Here is a 16,713-nt window from a genome sequence, read left to right on the forward strand (position 1 = left end):
CACCAGGTGCATGTYGMCCGCGACGGCGCTCGCGGTCAACATGCACCTGGTGTGGACCGGGGTGGCCAAGGTGCTGCGCGATCGCGGCATCGACGACCTGGCGTTCGTCGATGAGCGCGCGGGGGCGGGCGAGGTGTTCGCCTTCGGCATCAGCGAGGCGGGCAACGACCTCGTGCTCTTCGGCAGCGACACGGTCGCCGAGCCCGACGGCGCCGGGGGCTACACCTTCACGGGCACCAAGATCTTCACCTCGCTGTCTCCGGTGTGGACGCACCTCGGCGTGCACGGTCTCGACACCACCTCGGCGGACGCCCCGCAGATGGTGTTCGCGTTTCTCGAGCGCGGTGACGCCATCGTGGCCCGCGACGACTGGGACACCCTGGGCATGCGGGGGACGCAGAGTCGCACGACCGAGCTGCGCGGCGCGCACGCCCCGGCCGAGCGCGTCATCCGACGCCTGGCCCCCGGTCCGCAGCCCGATCCGCTGATCTTCGGCATCTTCTCGGTGTTCGAGATCCTGCTCGCCTCGGTCTACACGGGCATCGCGCGGCGCGCGCTCGAGCTCGCCGTCGACGCGGCGACGGCACGGCGGTCGAAGAAGACGGGCACGGTCTACGCCAACGACCCCGACATCCGCTGGCGCGTGGCCGACATGGCGCTCGCCTACGACGCGCTTCCCCCGCAGCTCGCGACCCTGGCGCACGACGTCGACTCCAAAGCCGACCACGGCGGGCAGTGGTTCTCGCTGCTCGCCGGGGTGAAGTACCGCGCCGTGTCGATGGCGAAAGCGGTCGTCGACGACGCCATCCTCGTCGGCGGCGGTTCGGCGTACTTCGCGCACAGCGAGCTGAGCCGCCTGTATCGCGACGTCCTCGCCGGCATGTTCCACCCCTCCGACGCCGAGTCCGCGCACTCCACGGCCGCGGCCGCCTGGCTCGGTCCGGTGACCGACTGATGGCGCGCACGCCCACCACGGCGCTGAGCCCGGCCGATCAGGAGCGCCGCCGCGCCCTTCGCGTCATGAAGGGCGTCGCCCTGGGCGCACTGCTGGGCATGGCGCTGATCTTCGCGGTGTCGTTCCCCCTGCAGCGCGAGGTCGAGTGGTTGCAGTACGTCCGCGCCGCGGCCGAGGGCGGCATGGTCGGCGCGCTGGCCGACTGGTTCGCGGTGACGGCGCTGTTCCGGCATCCCCTGGGTCTGCCGATCCCGCACACGGCGATCATCCCGCGGCGCAAAGACGAGATCGGCCGCCAGCTGGGCGAGTTCGTCGAGACGAACTTCCTCGAGGGCGACGTGGTGCGCACCAAGCTCGAGTCGACGCCCCTGTCGGCCCGCGCCGGAGCGTGGCTCGCCGACCCGGCGCACGCCGACCGCGTCGCCGCCGAGGGAGCGACGCTGGCGACGAGCGTCCTGACCGCGCTCGACGACGACGACGTGCAGGGCCTGATCGAAGACCTCGCGCGCGAGCACCTGCTCTCGCCCGACTGGGGTCCGTCGATCGGCGGCTGGCTGCAGCGGGTCGTCGGCTCGGGCGCGCACCACGGCGCCGTCGACCTCGCCCTCGACAACATCGCCGTGTGGCTCGGCAACAACCGCGACACCTTCCAGGGACTCGTCTCGCGCCGCCTGCCGTCATGGGTGCCGAGCATGGCCGCGCGCCTGGTCGACGACACCGTCTACCGCGAGGCGGTGCAGTTCGTCGACGCGGTCCGCGCCGACCCCGGCCACCAGGCCCGCGGCGCGATCGACGGCTACCTCGCGCGGCTCGCCGACAACCTGCAGCACGACCCGGCCACCATGGTGCGCCTCGAAGAGGCCAAGGCCGCCGTGTTCGACAGTCCTCGCGTGCGCCAGCTCGCCGCCGACGCGTGGAACACCGCCAAGGCGGGACTGCTGCGCTCGCTCGCCGACCCCGACAGCGCCCTGCGGCGGCGCGCGTCCGCGGCCCTCGCCGAGGTGGGCGAGCGCCTGCAACACGACGCGACGCTGCAGAAGCGCGTGGACGGCTGGGTCACCGACGCCGCGGTCTTCGTGGTCGGGCGCTACCGGCACGACATCGCCTCGATCATCACCGACACCGTCGAACGGTGGGATGCCGATGAGACCACCGAGAAGATCGAGCTCATGGTGGGCCGCGACCTGCAGTACATCCGCCTCAACGGAACGATCGTGGGGGCCCTGGCGGGCCTGGTGATCTTCACGGTCGCCCATCTGACGTGGGGATCGTGACCGCCCCGGCCGGCCGGCGCGCGCTTCGGCGGACCGCGCCGGGTGAGCGCGCTCGCGTCGGCACGGGTCGCGCCGGCACGGCTCGCGCCGCGTCCGAGACGTTGCGCGACGCGGCCTCGCGTCGAACCGCCCGGGGCACCCGCCGGGTGAGTAGCCTGGGCCGGGTGAGCGACGGTTCGGGGACCGCGGAGTTCCTCTTCACCTACGGGACACTCCAGCTGCCCGACGTGCAGCTGGACACGTTCGGCCGCGTCGTCGAGGGCGAGGACGATTCGCTGGCCGGCCACCGGCTCGAGTGGGTCGACGTGGGCGACGAGCGGGTCGCCCAGCTCTCGGGCCTCGACGAGCACCCCATCCTGCGCCGGACCGGCGATGCGCGCGACCGCGTCTTCGGACGCGTGCTGACGCTCGATCCCGAAGAGCTCGACGCCGCCGACGAGTACGAGGTGGCGCTGTACCGGCGTACCTCGGTCGTCCTCGCCAGCGGGCGCACCGCCTGGGTCTACGTGTCGGCATGAGCGCGCTGTCCGTCGATCCCCTCTGGCCGCGCGCCGGAGACTGGCCGCCTCCCTTCCCCGGAGCGGATGCCGTTCTGCTCGGCGTCCCCGCGCACGAGACCTCGCTGTCGCCGACCGGCGCGTCCCAGACCCCCGCGGCGGTGCGAGAGGCCCTGCGTCGCTTCTCGCCGACCCTGCTGGGTCCGCCCCCGATCGACCTCAACCAGGCGTTGCGCATCGCCGACGCCGGCGACGTCGCCGATCCCGACGGCCGCGAGGGCGAGGCGCGCGTGCGAACAGCGGTCTCGCAGCTCGATGCGGCACGGCTCGTCATCGCCCTCGGCGGCGACAACTCCGCCACCTACGCCGTGGCGCAGGGTCGCGGCGCGCGCGGTCTGATCACGCTCGACGCCCACTTCGACCTGCGCGACGGCGAGTCCAACGGCTCCCCCGTGCGGCGCCTGATCGCCGACGGACTCGATCCCCGTCGCATCGTGCAGATCGGCATCGCCGATTTCGCCAACTCGGCCGAGTACGCCCGCCGCGCGTTCGACGCCGGCATCACGGTCATCACGATCGACGAGGTGCGCCGTCGCGGCATCGCCGACGTCGTCGCCGAAGCGCTGCGCGTCGCCGGCGGCGCCCCGGCGGGCAGTGCGGCAGAAGGCGGGACCGGCGTCATCCACCTCGACATCGACGTCGACGTGTGCGACCGCGCCGTCGCCCCGGGCTGCCCCGCGAGCGTTCCCGGCGGCCTCGCCGCGTGGGAGCTGCGCGCTCTCGTGCGCGGGCTCTCGCGAGACCCCGGCGTGATCAGCGCCGACATCGTCGAGGTGGATGCCACGGCAGACACCGCCGACGCCCGAACCGTTCGACTGGCCGCCCTGTGCGTCCTGGAGCTCCTGGCTGGATTGGCGGAACGACGATGATCCAACTCGTCCTCGCGCGACACGCGAAATCGGACTGGGCCGACGAGGGCCTCGACGATCACGACCGGCCGCTGAACGACCGCGGACGTCGGGACGCCCCCGCGATGGCCCGCACGGTGCTCAAGGCCGGCGTGCGCCCCGAGACCCTGCTGTCGAGCACGGCCCTGCGCGCGCGGCAGACGGCCGAGGCGTTCTCGGTCGTCTTCGACACCGAGGTACGCGAACTGCCCGAGCTCTACCTCGCCGCCCCCGACGCCCTGCTCGCCGCGGCGCGGGCCTCCGGGTCCGACGAGGTCATGGTCGTCGCGCACGACCCCGGCATGAGCGCCCTCGTCTCGCGCCTGGCGGACCGCGACGAGCGCATGGTCACGTGCGCCGTAGCGGTGTTCACCTGGCACGAGGGCACCTGGGACGACGTGGATGCCGTTCCCCCCGACGAGTTCGAGCTGTTCACGCCCTGAGTCCCGGCATCCCCTCCCCTCCGCCGGGGCGCGACGATCGGTCGATCCGGCCGTGCCGCGAGCACGGCGGCGGCGCCGCGACCCCTGACGGACGCGGGGGCGCCAGCAGGCGACGCCCGCCCGCACGACGTCAGACCTCGACGCCGTCCTTCCACACGCGGCGCACCAGCGGTACCCCCGGCCGGTAGGCCAGGTGCACCCGCGACGGCGCGTCCAGCAGCACGAGGTCGGCGCGGCGGCCCGGAGCGATGACGCCCACGTCGTCGCGGCGCAGCGCCCGCGCTCCCCCGGCGGTCGCAGCCCACACGGCCTCGGCGACGGTCATCCCCATCTCGCGCACCGCGAGGGCGATCATCAGCGGCATCGAACTGGTGAAGCTCGACCCCGGGTTGCAGTCGCTCGCGAGCGCGACGGTGACGCCGGCGTCGAGCAGGCGCCGGGCGTCGGGGTACGGCTGACGGGTCGAGAACTCCACGCCCGGCAGCAGGGTGGCGACGGTGTCCGAGGCGGCGAGCGCGGTGACGTCGTCGTCCGACAGATAGGTGCAGTGGTCGACCGCCGCCGCACCCATCGCCACGGCGAGAGCGACGCCCCCGCCCGGACCGAGCTGATTCCCGTGCACGCGGATGCCGAGACCCGCCGCCCGACCCGCCTCGAGCACCCGTCGGCTCTGGGCGGGGCTGAAGGCTCCCTCTTCGCAGAACACGTCGACCCAGCGCGCGAACGGGGCGACCGCGGCGAGCATGTCGCCCGTGACCAGGTCCACGTAGTCGTCCGCGCGGCCCGCGAACTCGGGCGCGACGACGTGGGCACCGAGGAAGGTCACCTCGTCGGTCGCTTCGCGGGCGAGGCGGGCGAGGCGCGTCTCGGTGGCGACGTCGAGGCCGTAGCCCGTCTTGATCTCGAGGGTGGTCGTCCCCTGTGCCCGGCACTCGGCGATGAGCGCGGCCAGTCGGTCGCGCAGGACGTCGTCGGCGGCGGCGCGGGTCGCGGCGACGGTGGTGCGGATGCCTCCCGCGGCATAGGGCGAACCCGCCATCCGCGCCGCGAACTCGACGGAACGGTCGCCGGCGAACACGAGGTGGGTGTGACTGTCGACGAACCCCGGCACGACGGCCCGCCCGCCGACGTCGACGACCGGCGCGTCGACCTCGGGCGCGTCCCGCGTCGGACCGACCCACGCGATCACCCCGTCCCGGACGAGGACGGCGGCGTCGTGCCGCGTGCCGCACACGTCGTCGGGTTCGGCGACGTTCGTCGTCAGCTCGCCGATGCCGGTCAGCAGCAGCGCGGTCACGGCATCGGCACGGTCAGGCCGCGCTCGGCGGCGACCTCGCGGGCGCGGTCGTAGCCGGCATCCACGTGCCGCATCACGCCCGTGCCGGGGTCGTTCACGAGCACGCGAGCGAGCTTCTCGGCGGCCAGCGCGGTGCCGTCGGCCACGCAGACCTGACCCGCGTGGATGCTGCGGCCGATCCCGACGCCCCCGCCGTGGTGCAGCGACACCCACGAGGCGCCGCTCGCGGTGTTCAGCAGGGCGTTGAGCAGCGGCCAGTCGGCGATCGCGTCGGACCCGTCGGCCATCGCCTCGGTCTCGCGGTAGGGCGAGGCGACCGACCCGGCGTCGAGGTGGTCGCGACCGATCACGATGGGTCCCGACAGCTCGCCCGAGGCGACCATCTCGTTGAACCGCAGCCCCGCGAGGTGTCGCTCCTGGTAGCCGAGCCAGCAGATGCGCGCCGGCAGTCCCTCGAAGTGCACCTGCTCGCCCGCCTTCTCGAGCCAGCGGTGCAGGGCGGTGTCGTGCGGGAAGAGCTCGGCGACGGCGCGGTCGGTCTTGGCGATGTCCTCGGGGTCGCCCGAGAGCGCGACCCAGCGGAACGGGCCCTTGCCCTCGGCGAACAGCGGGCGGATGTAGGCCGGCACGAACCCGGGGAACGCGAACGCGCGGTCGTACCCGCCCAGCTCCGCCTCGCGGCGGATCGAGTTGCCGTAGTCGAAGACGGCGGCCCCGGCATCCTGGAATCCCACCATCGCGCGCACGTGCGCCGCCATGCTCTCGCGGGAGCGACGCGTGAAGTCCTCGGGGTCGCGCGCCGCCTCGGCCGCCCAGTCCGAAACCGGCACGCCGACGGGCAGGTACGACAGCGGATCGTGCGCGCTCGTCTGGTCGGTGACGATGTCGATCGGGATGCCGCGACCGAGCAGTGCGGGGAACACCTCGGCCGCGTTGCCGGCGACGCCCACCGACAACGCCTCGCCCGCCAGGCGTGCCGCGGTCACCCGCTCGATCGCGGTGTCGAGGTCGTCGGCGACCTCGTCGAGGTAGCCGTGTGCGACGCGGCGCTCCAGGCGCGAGCGGTCGACGTCGACGATCAGCACCGCACCGCCGTTCATGGTCACCGCGAGGGGCTGCGCCCCGCCCATGCCGCCGCAGCCGGCCGTGAGGGTGAGGGTGCCCGCGAGCGAGTCCCGGCCGAGCGACCGCGCGACCGCCGCGAACGTCTCGTAGGTTCCCTGCAGGATGCCCTGCGTTCCGATGTAGATCCACGACCCGGCGGTCATCTGTCCGTACATCGTGAGCCCGAGGTCCTCGAGACGGCGGAACTCGGGCCAGGTCGCCCAGTCGCCCACGAGGTTCGAGTTGGCGATGAGCACGCGCGGGGCCCACTCGTGCGTGCGGAACACGCCGACCGGCTTGCCGGACTGCACGAGCAGCGTCTCGTCGGGCTCGAGCTCGTCGAGGGTGCGCACGATCGCGTCGTACGCGGCCCACGAGCGGGCGGCCCGACCGGTGCCGCCGTAGACGACCAGGTCGTCGGGCCGTTCGGCGACCTCGGGGTCGAGGTTGTTCATGAGCATGCGTTTGGCGGCTTCGGCGCCCCAGCTCTTCGCGGTGCGGACGTTGCCGCGCGCGGCGCGGACGGGACCGCGGGCGCCGGTCTCGTGCGCGGATGCGGCGGAAGCCAGAGTGTCGGTCATGCGGGATCTCCTTCGATCGGGCGCGGGCGGGGGGTCAGAGGGACGGGACGGGGGCGGGCTCGACGTGCTCGAGAGCGGCCCGGGCGATGCCGCCCGAGAGGACGAGCGCGGTGACCGCCTCGATCTCGGGCGAGACGAAACGGTCGGGGCCGGGGCCCTGCACGTGCTGACGGACGAGGTCGCGGACGGCGCCGGTGGCCGCGGCGGGTTGCAGCGGGGCGCGCAGGTCGAGGGCGCGGCATCCGGTCAGCACTTCGATCGCGAGCACGCGGGCCAGGCCGTCGATCGCGCGGCGGAGCTTGCGGGCGCCGGCCCATCCCATCGACACGTGATCCTCTTGCATGGCGCTCGAGGGGATCGAGTCGACCGAGGCGGGCGCCGCCAGTCGTTTGAGCTCCGAGACGATGCCGGCCGCGGCGTACTGCGCGATCATGAGCCCCGAGTCGACCCCCACCTCGTCGGCGAGGAACGGGGGCAGCCCGTTGCTGCGCGCCACGTCGAGCGCGCGGTCGGTGCGCCTCTCGGACATGGATGCCACGTCGGCGACCGCGATCGCCAGAAAGTCCAGGACGTACGCCACCGGAGCGCCGTGGAAGTTGCCGTTCGACTCCACGCGACCGTCCACGGTGACGACGGGGTTGTCGACCGCGGAGGCCAGCTCGCGCCCCGCGATCTGCGCGGCGTACGCGACGGTGTCGCGAGCGGCGCCGTGCACCTGCGGCGCGCAGCGCAGCGAGTAGGCGTCCTGGACGCGCGTGCACTCGGGCCCGCGGTGGCTCGCGATGAAGGGCGAGCCGGCGAGGAACGCGCGCAGGTGGGCAGCCGACACGGCCTGGCCGTGCTGGGGGCGCAGCGCCATCAGGTCGGCGGCGAAGACGGCATCCGTCCCCAGCTGCGACTCGACCGACAGCGCGGCCGAGACGTCGGCCGTGGTCAGGAGCATCTCGAGGTCGTGCAGGGCGAGCAGCAGCATGCCGAGCATGCCGTCGGTGCCGTTGATGAGGGCGAGCCCCTCTTTCTCGCGCAGCGCGACGGGGGCGATGCCCGCGGCGGCGAGGGCATCGGCGGCCGGCCGCAGCTGCCCCGCGGCGTCGCGCACGTCGCCCTCGCCCATCACCGCGAGGGCGACGTGCGACAGCGGAGCGAGGTCGCCCGAGCAGCCCAGCGAGCCGTACTCGCGCACGACCGGGGTGATGCCGGCGTTCAGCAGGGCCGCGTATGTCTCGACGACGACGGGCCGCACGCCGGTGCGCCCGGTCGAGAGCGTCTGCAGGCGCAGCAGCATCAGCGCGCGCACGACCTCGCGCTCGACCTCGGCGCCGGTGCCCGCGGCGTGCGAGCGGATGAGGCTGGCCTGCAGCTGGGCGCGGCGGTCCTCGGCGATGAACGTGGTGGCGAGGGCGCCGAACCCCGTCGAGATGCCGTAGTGAGGCTGCGGGTCGTCGGCCAGTCCCTCGATGAGCGCCCGGGTGTCGGCCACACGCCGCAGCGCGTCCGCGTCGACGATCACGCGCGCGTCGTGGCGCGCGACCTCGACGACCTCGCGCGGGGTGAGGGGGATGGATCCGACGGTGACGCTCGTGTGCATGAGGCGATTCCACCGCGTCCGCTGTCGCGGAACGACGGGGTTCTGGCATCCTGTGTCTGTCATGCCAGACATTCCGCGACCGCAGGTCCCCGCCGCCGATCAGACGCTGCGGATCCTCACCCTGCTCGCCCGCCAACCCGGCCCGATGGCCGCGCAGACGATCGCGACGACCCTCGGCATCCCGCGCTCGAGCGTGTACCACCTGCTCGCGACGCTCGAGCAGCACGGCTTCGTCGTGCATCTGCCCGGCGACCGCCGGTGGGGTCTCGGCACGGCGGCGTTCGAGCTGGGCGGCGGCTACGCCCGGCAGCAGCCGCTGGCCCGCCTCGGCCGGCCGCTGCTCGCCGCCCTGTCGGACCGCGTCGGCGAGAGCGCGCACCTCGCCGTGCTCGCCGGGCGCGACGTGCTGTACATCGTGGAGGAACGCGCCCCGCGCCGCCCCGCCCTCGTGACGGACGTGGGCGTGCGTCTGCCCGCCCATCTGACCGCGACGGGTCGGGCGATGCTGGCGGCTCTCCCCCGTGAGCAGGTGCGGGCGTTGTTCCCGGATGCCACGGCCCTCACCCGACGACACGACTCGGGGCCCGCGACCCCGCGCGAGCTGCGCGAGGTGCTCCGTCTCGTGCGGGCGGACGGCTTCGCGAGCGAGAACGGCGAGGTCACTCCCGGATTCCGCTCCGTCGCCGCCGCGGTGCTCGACCACGCCGGGTGGCCCGCCGCGGCCGTGGCGGTCACCTGGCCGGCCGACGGGTCCTCGCGCGACGCGGGCGCTCTGGCGTCAGCGGCATCCTCCACCGCCACCGAGCTCGCCCGCCGCATAGGCCGCCCCGCCTGACGCCCCTTTCCCCCGGGAGCCCGGGTTCGGGGCGGATTCCTCCGTTCGGGGCGTGAATCCCCCGCCCCAACACGCAGACCACGCCCCAAACCACCGTGGCGTCGCGCGTGGTCGCCACCGCCCGGGCCCCCGTGCGCTGCGGCCACCCCGGGTTTGGGGCGGATTCCTCCGTTCGGGGCGTGAATCCCCCGCCCCAACACGCAGAACACGCCCCAAACCACCGCGCGCCACCGCGCACGCCCGCGCCGCCGGGCAGCGGGCGCCGGGCCCCGGGCCCCGGGCCGCCCCGCGCGTCAGCGCACGATGAGCCGCGGCTCCACCAGCACGTGCGCCGCGCCGGCTGTCGCCGCGCGCGGGGCGACGACGTTGCCGTCGCCCATGAGCAGTTCGAGGGCACCGGATGCCACCCGCTCGGGCAGCTGCTCGACGCTCGAGAGCCCGAGGGCTTCGGCCGCCGGGGTGTTGTCGAAGCCGACGATGCGCACGTCGGGGCGTCCCGCGAGCGCGGTCGCCAGGTGCGCGCCGATCGCGAGCGAGTCGCTCGCGCACACGATGGCATCCACCCCGGGGTCCGCCGCGAGTCCGGCGGCCACGGCGTCTTGCGCGAGGGCGACGCTGTCCTCGACCACCCAACGCGGTCCGCGCGCCGCGCCGACGCTCTCGCGCCAGCCGCGTTCGCGCTCATCGCCCGTCCCCGACCCCTCGGGCCAGCCGAGGAAGGCGACGCGGCGCACCCCGTCGACGTCGAGCAGGTGCCGGGTCGCGGCGCGCGTACCGGCGGCACCGTCGACGTCGACCCACAGGTGCGCGGGCGCTTCGACGTCGTCTTCTCCCCAGGGACGCCCGAACGACACGAAGGGCAGGGCCCGCGCGCTCAGCCAGCCGGTGCGGGGGTCGCCGTGGAACGTGCCGGTGACGACGACGGCATCCACTTCTCCCCCTTCGAGCAGGTCGGCGAGGCGCTCGATCTCTTCGTCGGCGGTGCGCGCGGCGTACAGCAGCACGCGCATGTCGCGCTCGCCCGCGCTCTCGGTCAGGGCGTGCACGAAGCGGTCCAGGACGACTCCCGCGATGCCCCCGGCGTAGGGATCGAGGTGGATGCCGATGGTCGAACTGCGCCGGGTGCGCAGGCGCCGCGCGGCGGCGTGCGGGCGGTAGCCGAGTTCGGCGATCGCGGCTTCGACGCGCAGTCGCGTGGCCTCGCGGACGATGTCCGGCGTGTTGACGACGTTCGAGACGGTCTGCCGCGAGACCCCCGCCACGCGCGCGACGTCGTCGACCGTGGGCGCCTTCGCCATCTCGCCTCCCGTGGACCGTTCACGGCCATCGGCCGGACCGCCAGCCTAGGCCGAGGGACAACGGCTTGACATCGTGCCCCGCCGTTCCTTACCGTTGTGACACCGTCATTTGAACGTTCAAAAAGACGGCCCTCCACGCACCGGAGGGGTCGCATGCCTCATCGAAGGAGAGAGACACATGACACGGCACCTGCCCGCACTCCGCACACGCACGGCGCTCGCCGCCGGCGCTCTGCTCGCCACCGGAGCCCTCACCCTGACCGCCTGCGGTTCGGGCTTCACCGACACCCCGGGCGAAGGCCAGGCCTCCGGCGGCGGAAAGCTCACGCTGCTCATCGGCTCGTCGGGCGACGCCGAGACCCAGGCCGTCACCGACGCCGTCGCCGCCTGGAGCGAGCAGTCGGGCGTCGAGGCCGAGGTCCAGACGGCCAACGACCTGCCGCAGCAGCTCTCGCAGGGCTTCGCCGCCGGCTCGCCGCCGGACCTGTTCTACCTCGCCCCCGAGGCCCTCGCCGGCTACGCCGCCAACGGCTCGATCGCGCCCTACGGCGACGACCTCGCGAACAAGGACGACTTCTACCCCTCGCTCGTCGACAACTTCACCGTGGACGGCCAGTTCTACTGCGCCCCCAAGGACTTCTCGACGCTCGGGCTCATCATCAACACCGACCTGTGGTCCGCCGCCGGACTCACGGATGCCGACATCCCCACCACGTGGGACCAGTTGGCATCCGTCGCCCAGAAGCTCACGGCCGACGGCCGGGTGGGCCTGGCGTTCGGCGCCGAGTACCAGCGCGTCGGCGCCTTCATGGCCCAGGCCGGAGGCGGCCTCGTCACCGATGGCCAGACGACCGCCGACAGCGCCGCCAACGTCGAGGCGCTGGACTACGTCAAGACGCACCTCAACGACGGCACCTTCGCGTTCGCCTCCGACGTGGGCGCGGGCTGGGGCGGCGAGGCGTTCGGCACCCAGAAGGCCGCGATGGTCATCGAGGGCAACTGGATCTCGGGCGCGATGTCGGCCGACTACCCCGACGTGAACTACACCGTCGCGGAACTCCCCGCCGGCCCCGGCGGCAAGGGCACGCTGCAGTTCACGAACTGCTGGGGAATGGCCGCCGACAGCGGCAACCAGGAGCAGGCGCGCTCGCTCGTGGAGTTCCTCACCAGCACCGACCAGCAGCTCGCCTTCTCGAAGGCGTTCGGTCCCATGCCCTCGATCCAGTCCGCCTCGGACGCCTGGTCGAGCGCCAACCCCGAGCAGACCGCGTTCCTCGCCGGAGCCGACTACGCGCAGTTCCCGCCGAACATGGCCGGTGCCGCCGACGTCATCACCGACTTCAACGCCCAGCTGGAGTCGTTGAAGACGGGCGACCCGCAGGCCCTGCTGTCGACCGCGCAGTCGAACCTCGAGGCCATCCTCAAGTAATCATGAGCGCTCTCACCTCCGCGCCCCGCCGCGCCGGGTCCCCCTCCTCGGGGATCCGGCGCGGCGAGGCCGCCGCCGGCTGGCTCTTCACCGCGCCCGTGCTGATCATCCTGGGCGTGTTCCTGCTCGTTCCCGTGCTGATGGCGCTGTGGGTGAGCTTCTCGGACTGGACCGGGCGCGGCAGCCCCTTCTCGTCGAATGTCGGCTTCGTCGGCCTCGACAACTACGCCGCCGTCACCACCGGCGGCGGACTGGCCGAGCGCGACTTCGGCACCGCTCTGCGCAACAACGCCTGGTACGTGCTGCTGGTCGTACCGCTGCAGACGGCTCTCTCGCTCTTTCTGGCGGTCCTGGTCAACCGCGCGGTGCTGCGCGGTCGCGGCCTGTTCCGCACCGCCTTCTACTTCCCCTCGGTGACCAGCTCGGTCGCCATCACCGTGCTGTGGCTCTTCTTGTTCTCGGCATCCGGTGCGGTCAACGAGGTCCTGTCGTGGCTCGGCATCAACGGGCCCAACTGGTTCAGCGACCCCTCGGGCGTCGTGCACAACCTGCTCGGCGCGATCGGCGTCACCAGCGGCCCCGCCTTCCTCACCGGCAACACGATGCTCGGGGTGTCGTGGTGGGACTGGCTCGCCGGTCCGTCGGTGGCGATGTCGGCCTTCATCCTGATGGCCGTGTTCACCACCTCGGGCACCTTCATGCTGCTGTTCATCGCGGGACTGCAGAACATCGGCGGCGACGTCATGGAGGCCGCGATGATGGACGGCGCGAACGGCTGGCAGCGCTTCTGGCGCGTCACCCTCCCCCAGCTCAAGCCCGTGCTCTTCACGGTGCTGACGCTCGGGCTCATCGGCACCTGGCAGGTGTTCGACCAGATCTACACGGGTACCCAGGGCGGCCCGGGAAAGACCACGCTCACCCCGGCGTACCTCAGCTACTCCTCGGCGTTCCTGTCGCAGCAGTGGGGACAGGGTGCGGCGATCGCCTTCGTCCTGTTCGTCATCATCGTCGCCCTGACGATCCTGCAGCGCTTCGTCCTGCGCGACCGGCCCGTGTCGCGGCGCCGCCTGCGCCAGTACGAGCTGCCCGCACAGAAGGGGGCGATTCGATGACCGCCACGGCATCTCCCCAGACCACCGTCCTGGCCGAGCAGCGCATCGACGGACCCGTGAAGCCCCCGAAGCACCGCATGTCGGGCAAGACGCTGCGCTGGCAGATCGGCCTCTACGCCCTGCTCGTCGTCCTCGCGGTCATCTACATCTACCCGTTCCTCGTGCAGGTGGCGACGTCGTTCAAGACGGATGCCGCGGCCGCCGCCGACCCGATCTCGCTCACCCCGCAGCCCTTCACGTGGGCCGCGTACGAGCGCCTCTTCCTCAACTCCGACTTCCCGGTGTGGTTCGGCAACTCGGTCGTGGTGACGGTGTTCGTCACCCTCGGGCGGGTGTTCTTCAACTCCCTCGCCGGGTACGCCCTCGCGCGCCTGCAGTTCCGCGGACGCGGGATCGTCTTCGCGGGCCTCGTCGCGGTCATGGCGGTCCCGGCCGTGGTGCTGCTGATCCCGAAGTTCCTCGTGATCAATCAGCTGGGCATGTACGACTCCTACGCGGGCATGATCCTGCCCCTGCTCGTGGATGCCGCGGGCGTGTTCATCATGAAGAACTTCTTCGAGTCGATCCCGCCGTCCGTCGAGGAGCAGGCCCGCATCGACGGCGCCGGCACGTTCCGCGTGTTCTGGTCGGTCGTGCTGCCGATGGCGCGCCCCGCCCTGATCACGATCGTCATCCTGTCGTTCCAGGGCTCGTGGAACGAGCTCAGCCACTTCGTCATCTCGACCCAATCGCCCGAGCTGACCACCCTGACCAAGGGCGTGGCGTCCCTGGCCAGCGGTCAGCTCAGTCAGGGCAGCCAATTCCCCCTCAAACTCGCGGCCGCGGCCCTGATGACGATCCCGGTCGCCGTGGTGTTCTTCATCTTCCAGCGCCGCATCATGAACGCCAGCGAAGGAGCCGTCAAAGAATGACCACCGCCCCCACCACCTCGCCGAACGGGACGACCACCCAGCCCCTGCAACCCCTGCTGAACGACGCCCTCATCGTGCTGCGCGCCCCCACCCAGGTGTGGTCCGACGGCACCGGCGACATGGGCGCCGCCGCCGTGCACGGCGTTTACCACGGCGATGTCCGCCACGTCAGCTCGCTCGTCGCCTCGTGCGACGAGTCGTCGATCGAATGGATCTCGACCGCCCCGGACGGCGCCTCGCGCGTCGTCTTCGGCGGCATCCTGCGCGGGATCGACGACCCCACGCCCGACCCCAAGGTGCGGCTGCTGCGCGACCGCCGGGTCGACGACGGCGTGGTGAGCGAGTCGTGGACGGTGCACTCCCGCGTCGACGAGCCCCTCCGCACGACGCTGCGCCTGCGCCTGACCCCCGAGTTCGCGCAGCTGCACGAGGTCAAGTCCGGTCACGCCCGCCCGCGGGCGACCGACGTGGTCGTCGACGGCGCCGACGCCCGGATCGACGCCGGCCCGCAGGGGCTCGAATTGGTCGCCCCCGGTGCCCGCGTGGCATCCGACGCCGACGGTGTCGAGGCCGCCTGGACGCTCGAGATCCCCGCCTTCGGCGCGGTCGAGATCGGGTGGACCCTGAACCTGCGCGACGACACCCTGGTCGTCGGCTCAGCGACCGCCCCCGCGCGGTGGGATGCCGCCGCCGTCGCCGCCCGAACCGACGACCCCCGCCTCGCGCGCTGGCTGCGCACGGCGCTCGACGACCTCGACGCGCTGCGGCTCGTGCTCCCCGAGCACCCGCGGGACGAGTTCTTCGCCGCGGGCGCGCCGTGGTTCTTCACCCTCTTCGGCCGCGACTCGATCTGGGCCGCGCGCCTGGCCCTGCCCCTCGACCGCGAGATCGCGGCATCCACTCTGCGTGTGCTCGCGCGCCTGCAGGGCACCGACGACGACGCGCAGACCGCGCAGGAGCCGGGCAAGATCCTGCACGAGCTGCGGGCCTCGGCGCTCGAGATCCCGGGCGAGGGCATCGTGCTGCCGCCGCGGTACTACGGCAGCGTCGATTCGACCCCCCTGTGGATCTGCCTGCTCGCCGACGCGTGGCGCGCGGGCATGCCCGAGGCCGAGGTGCGCGAGCTCCTGCCCACGCTGCGCGCGGCCCTGGGCTGGATCCGCGACAGCGGCGACAGCGACGGCGACGGCTTCCTCGACTACATCGATCGTCTGGGAACGGGACTGTCGAACCAGGGCTGGAAGGACTCGGGCGACTCCATCCAGTGGCGCGACGGCAGCCTCGCCGAGGGACCGATCGCCCTGTGCGAGGTGCAGGCGTACGCGTACGAGGCCGCCCTGGCCGGAGCCGATCTGCTCGCGGAGTTCGGAGAGGCGAGGGATGCCGACGACGTCGCGTTCTGGCGCACCTGGGCCGCCGACCTCAAGCGCCGCTTCGCCGAGACGTACTGGGTCGAGACCCCCGAGGGCCGCTACCCCGCCGTCGCCCTGGACCGCGACAAGCGCCCCGTCGACACGCTGACGAGCAACATCGGTCACCTGCTGGGCACCGGCATCCTCTCGCCTGACGACGAGGCGCACATCGCCGGCCTGCTTCTGGGCGAGAGCATGTCGAGCGGGTACGGCATCCGCACGATGTCGACCGGCGCGGCCGGCTACTGGCCGGTGTCGTACCACGGCGGTAGCGTCTGGGTGCACGACACCGCCATCAGCGCGTACGGCATGCTGCGCGCGGGTCTGCGCGAGCAGGCGCATGCCGTCGTCGACGGACTCCTGGATGCCGCCGAGGGCTTCGCCTACCGCGTGCCCGAGCTGCACGCCGGCGACCCGCGCACCCACTCGTCGGTACCCACCCCGTATCCGGCCGCGTGCCGACCGCAGGCGTGGTCGGCCGCCGCCGCGGTGGTGTGCCTGACGACGCTCGCGCCCGCCCCCGGGGCGTGAGCCCGCCGGGCGGCGCCGTACCCGAGCGGCGCCGCCCGGCCCTTCCTCGCGCGCCGGGCAGCCGGAGGCGGGTCATGGTCCGCGAACGCCGGCGCCCTCACGCGACGCGCGCGACCGTCCCGCCCGTCAGCCGCACGAGCTCGTCGAAGGTCAGCGGAAATACCGTGTGCGGCGTCCCTCCGGCGGCCCAGATCTCGTCGAAGGCCGCGAGGTCCTCGTCGACGATGGTCGTCAGCGCCGCGGGGTGACCGGTCGGAGCCACACCGCCGATCGGCTGCCCGGTCGCGGCGAGCACCTGCTCGGGCGTCGCGCGGCGGATCGCCCCGCGCCCCAGCCGTTCGGCGAGAGCCGTGGTGTCGACGCGGTGCGCGCCGCTGGTCATGACCAGCAGCGGCACGTCGTCGCTCCAGAACACCAGGCTGTTGGCGATCGCGCCCACCTCGATGCCCAGGGCCGCGGCGGCCAGTGCCGCCGTCGRCCCTGGGCATCGAGGTGGGCG

Annotated in this window: 15 protein-coding genes; 10 read left to right on the forward strand and 5 right to left on the reverse strand. The window is 72.9% G+C overall.

Annotation, left to right across the window (positions count from 1 at the left end; all coding sequences use genetic code 11):
- The 5 genes from DC432_RS14115 to DC432_RS14135 form a co-directional block, all read left to right on the forward strand.
- Window positions 1–955, forward strand: a 955-nt coding sequence (locus DC432_RS14115) for an acyl-CoA dehydrogenase family protein (protein ID WP_133177952.1), incomplete at its 5' end; no start/stop codon positions are given.
- Window positions 955–2,229, forward strand: coding sequence for a DUF445 domain-containing protein (locus DC432_RS14120; RefSeq protein WP_116538416.1), 1,275 nt, complete (start codon window positions 955–957; stop codon window positions 2,227–2,229). The genes DC432_RS14115 and DC432_RS14120, both read left to right, overlap by 1 nt.
- Before the next feature lie 164 nt (window positions 2,230–2,393).
- Entirely contained in the window at window positions 2,394–2,747 is a 354-nt protein-coding gene (locus DC432_RS14125) for a gamma-glutamylcyclotransferase family protein (RefSeq protein ID WP_108318312.1), read from the forward strand.
- Window positions 2,744–3,655, forward strand: a complete 912-nt coding sequence (locus DC432_RS14130; RefSeq protein WP_116538417.1) for an agmatinase family protein — start codon at window positions 2,744–2,746, stop codon at window positions 3,653–3,655. The genes DC432_RS14125 and DC432_RS14130 overlap by 4 nt, the downstream gene beginning before the upstream one ends.
- A complete protein-coding gene (locus tag DC432_RS14135) occupies window positions 3,652–4,116 on the forward strand; it encodes a SixA phosphatase family protein (RefSeq protein ID WP_116538418.1) in 465 nt (154 codons plus the stop codon). Before DC432_RS14130 ends, DC432_RS14135 begins: the two co-directional genes overlap by 4 nt.
- A gap of 130 nt (window positions 4,117–4,246) precedes the next feature.
- On the opposite strand, the gene hutI is transcribed toward DC432_RS14135, so the two are convergent.
- The 3 genes from hutI to hutH are packed head-to-tail and all read right to left on the reverse strand — an operon-like array spanning window position 4,247 to window position 8,686.
- Complete coding sequence (gene hutI / locus DC432_RS14140) at window positions 4,247–5,413, reverse strand: imidazolonepropionase (RefSeq protein WP_116538419.1); 1,167 nt, start codon at window positions 5,411–5,413, stop codon at window positions 4,247–4,249.
- On the reverse strand, window positions 5,410–7,098 hold the full coding sequence (hutU, locus tag DC432_RS14145; RefSeq protein ID WP_116538420.1) for a urocanate hydratase: 1,689 nt from the start codon (window positions 7,096–7,098) through the stop codon (window positions 5,410–5,412). The genes hutI and hutU overlap by 4 nt, the downstream gene beginning before the upstream one ends.
- 34 nt (window positions 7,099–7,132) lie before the next feature.
- The gene (gene hutH / locus DC432_RS14150; protein WP_116538421.1) at window positions 7,133–8,686 is read right to left on the reverse strand and encodes a histidine ammonia-lyase; all 1,554 of its coding nucleotides are present in this window, start codon (window positions 8,684–8,686) and stop codon (window positions 7,133–7,135) included.
- Window positions 8,687–8,747: 61 nt separating this feature from the next.
- On the opposite strand from hutH, the gene DC432_RS14155 reads away from it, so the two are divergent.
- Window positions 8,748–9,521, forward strand: coding sequence for an IclR family transcriptional regulator (locus DC432_RS14155; protein ID WP_116538422.1), 774 nt, complete (start codon window positions 8,748–8,750; stop codon window positions 9,519–9,521).
- Between the two features lie 293 nt (window positions 9,522–9,814).
- Here DC432_RS14155 and DC432_RS14160 read toward each other — a convergent pair whose 3' ends face one another.
- Window positions 9,815–10,819, reverse strand: a complete 1,005-nt coding sequence (locus tag DC432_RS14160; protein ID WP_116538423.1) for a LacI family DNA-binding transcriptional regulator — start codon at window positions 10,817–10,819, stop codon at window positions 9,815–9,817.
- A 178-nt stretch (window positions 10,820–10,997) separates the two neighbouring features.
- On the opposite strand from DC432_RS14160, the gene DC432_RS14165 reads away from it, so the two are divergent.
- The 4 genes from DC432_RS14165 to DC432_RS14180 all read left to right on the forward strand — a co-directional run bounded on the left by DC432_RS14165 (window position 10,998) and on the right by DC432_RS14180 (window position 16,214).
- On the forward strand, window positions 10,998–12,248 hold the full coding sequence (locus DC432_RS14165) for a sugar ABC transporter substrate-binding protein (RefSeq protein WP_116538424.1): 1,251 nt from the start codon (window positions 10,998–11,000) through the stop codon (window positions 12,246–12,248).
- A 2-nt stretch (window positions 12,249–12,250) separates the two neighbouring features.
- Window positions 12,251–13,360 carry a carbohydrate ABC transporter permease gene (locus tag DC432_RS14170; RefSeq protein WP_116538425.1) on the forward strand — a complete coding sequence of 370 codons (1,110 nt, stop codon included), beginning with the start codon at window positions 12,251–12,253 and terminating at the stop codon, window positions 13,358–13,360.
- 77 nt (window positions 13,361–13,437) lie between these two features.
- Window positions 13,438–14,271, forward strand: a complete 834-nt coding sequence (locus tag DC432_RS14175) for a carbohydrate ABC transporter permease (protein ID WP_431739690.1) — start codon at window positions 13,438–13,440, stop codon at window positions 14,269–14,271.
- The gene (locus DC432_RS14180) at window positions 14,268–16,214 is read left to right on the forward strand and encodes a glycogen debranching N-terminal domain-containing protein (RefSeq protein ID WP_116538427.1); all 1,947 of its coding nucleotides are present in this window, start codon (window positions 14,268–14,270) and stop codon (window positions 16,212–16,214) included. The genes DC432_RS14175 and DC432_RS14180 overlap by 4 nt, the downstream gene beginning before the upstream one ends.
- Before the next feature lie 97 nt (window positions 16,215–16,311).
- On the opposite strand, the gene DC432_RS14185 is transcribed toward DC432_RS14180, so the two are convergent.
- Window positions 16,312–16,713, reverse strand: a 402-nt coding sequence (locus DC432_RS14185; RefSeq protein WP_133177953.1) for a YbaK/EbsC family protein, incomplete at its 5' end; no start/stop codon positions are given.

This window comes from Microbacterium testaceum (assembly GCF_003075375.1).
GTDB classification, from domain to species: domain Bacteria; phylum Actinomycetota; class Actinomycetes; order Actinomycetales; family Microbacteriaceae; genus Microbacterium; species Microbacterium testaceum_E.

Coding starts and splice junctions, on each gene's coding strand:
- DC432_RS14175 (WP_431739690.1), top strand. CDS start 13,438: ATGTCGGGCAAGACGCTGCGCTGGCAGATCGGCCTCTACGCCCTGCTC.
- DC432_RS14165 (WP_116538424.1), top strand. CDS start 10,998: ATGACACGGCACCTGCCCGCACTCCGCACACGCACGGCGCTCGCCGCC.
- hutH (WP_116538421.1), bottom strand. CDS start 8,686: ATGCACACGAGCGTCACCGTCGGATCCATCCCCCTCACCCCGCGCGAG.
- hutU (WP_116538420.1), bottom strand. CDS start 7,098: ATGACCGACACTCTGGCTTCCGCCGCATCCGCGCACGAGACCGGCGCC.
- DC432_RS14130 (WP_116538417.1), top strand. CDS start 2,744: ATGAGCGCGCTGTCCGTCGATCCCCTCTGGCCGCGCGCCGGAGACTGG.
- DC432_RS14170 (WP_116538425.1), top strand. CDS start 12,251: ATGAGCGCTCTCACCTCCGCGCCCCGCCGCGCCGGGTCCCCCTCCTCG.
- DC432_RS14160 (WP_116538423.1), bottom strand. CDS start 10,819: ATGGCGAAGGCGCCCACGGTCGACGACGTCGCGCGCGTGGCGGGGGTC.
- DC432_RS14120 (WP_116538416.1), top strand. CDS start 955: ATGGCGCGCACGCCCACCACGGCGCTGAGCCCGGCCGATCAGGAGCGC.
- DC432_RS14155 (WP_116538422.1), top strand. CDS start 8,748: ATGCCAGACATTCCGCGACCGCAGGTCCCCGCCGCCGATCAGACGCTG.
- DC432_RS14135 (WP_116538418.1), top strand. CDS start 3,652: ATGATCCAACTCGTCCTCGCGCGACACGCGAAATCGGACTGGGCCGAC.
- DC432_RS14180 (WP_116538427.1), top strand. CDS start 14,268: ATGACCACCGCCCCCACCACCTCGCCGAACGGGACGACCACCCAGCCC.